Origin of the sequence: Clostridioides sp. GD02377 (assembly GCF_045899875.1) — a bacterium.
GTDB classification, from domain to species: domain Bacteria; phylum Bacillota; class Clostridia; order Peptostreptococcales; family Peptostreptococcaceae; genus Clostridioides; species Clostridioides difficile_A.
The window spans coordinates 1-510 of the sequence record NZ_JBJODA010000079.1 but is presented as its reverse complement, the minus strand read 5'-3'; the positions used below and the strand labels follow the sequence as shown (position 1 = coordinate 510).

Genomic DNA, 510 nt, shown 5'->3' with positions numbered 1-510 from the left:
TAATAGCATCTTAAAGTCATTTTTATATAACCTTCAAAGTAATGTTTAACTTTAGATTGATATAGCCATTTTATTAATTCTTCATAATTTTTAGTTTTATTAGGGGTATAGGTTCTTTTAGCATAAGTATTCATTCTTGGTCTTTCCTTACCAACTGGTTCTCCATCTATTACAAAATTAACTTTCAAAATTATCTCCCTTGAAATTAAGGCTATCTAAAAAGTTTTCTAACTTAAGTTTTTTTAATTGTTCATTTGTTTCTTTCATAGAAATTAACTTTATCATACAGTCATGTACTTCAAATATTTGCAAATAATCTAAATTCTGTACTTTATCATACAATAAATCTTCATCTACACATTTAAATTTATTATTAGTTTTTTTTAATTCTTCAAGCATTGAATTCTTCATCAAATTCATTAATTCTAACATTTACTCTTCCTCCTTAAATTTTTATTTTATTCCCAGCTCAACATAACCATTTCCAAGCTTAACAAAATACTCAATCTC

At 24.3% G+C, this 510-nt stretch carries 2 protein-coding genes; both read right to left on the bottom strand.

Annotated elements, in window-relative coordinates:
- The coding region (locus Q3304_RS20895) for a RusA family crossover junction endodeoxyribonuclease (protein ID WP_407815497.1) at window positions 1-188 on the bottom strand (188 nt) is incomplete at its 3' end.
- Window positions 178-432, bottom strand: coding sequence for a hypothetical protein (locus Q3304_RS20890; protein ID WP_223195876.1), 255 nt, complete (start codon window positions 430-432; stop codon window positions 178-180). The genes Q3304_RS20895 and Q3304_RS20890, both read right to left, overlap by 11 nt.
- Between the last annotated feature and the right edge of the window lie 78 nt (window positions 433-510).

Bases quoted from the DNA above. Each gene is read 5' to 3' on its own strand.
- Q3304_RS20890 (WP_223195876.1), bottom strand. From the start codon at position 432: ATGTTAGAATTAATGAATTTGATGAAGAATTCAATGCTTGAAGAATTA.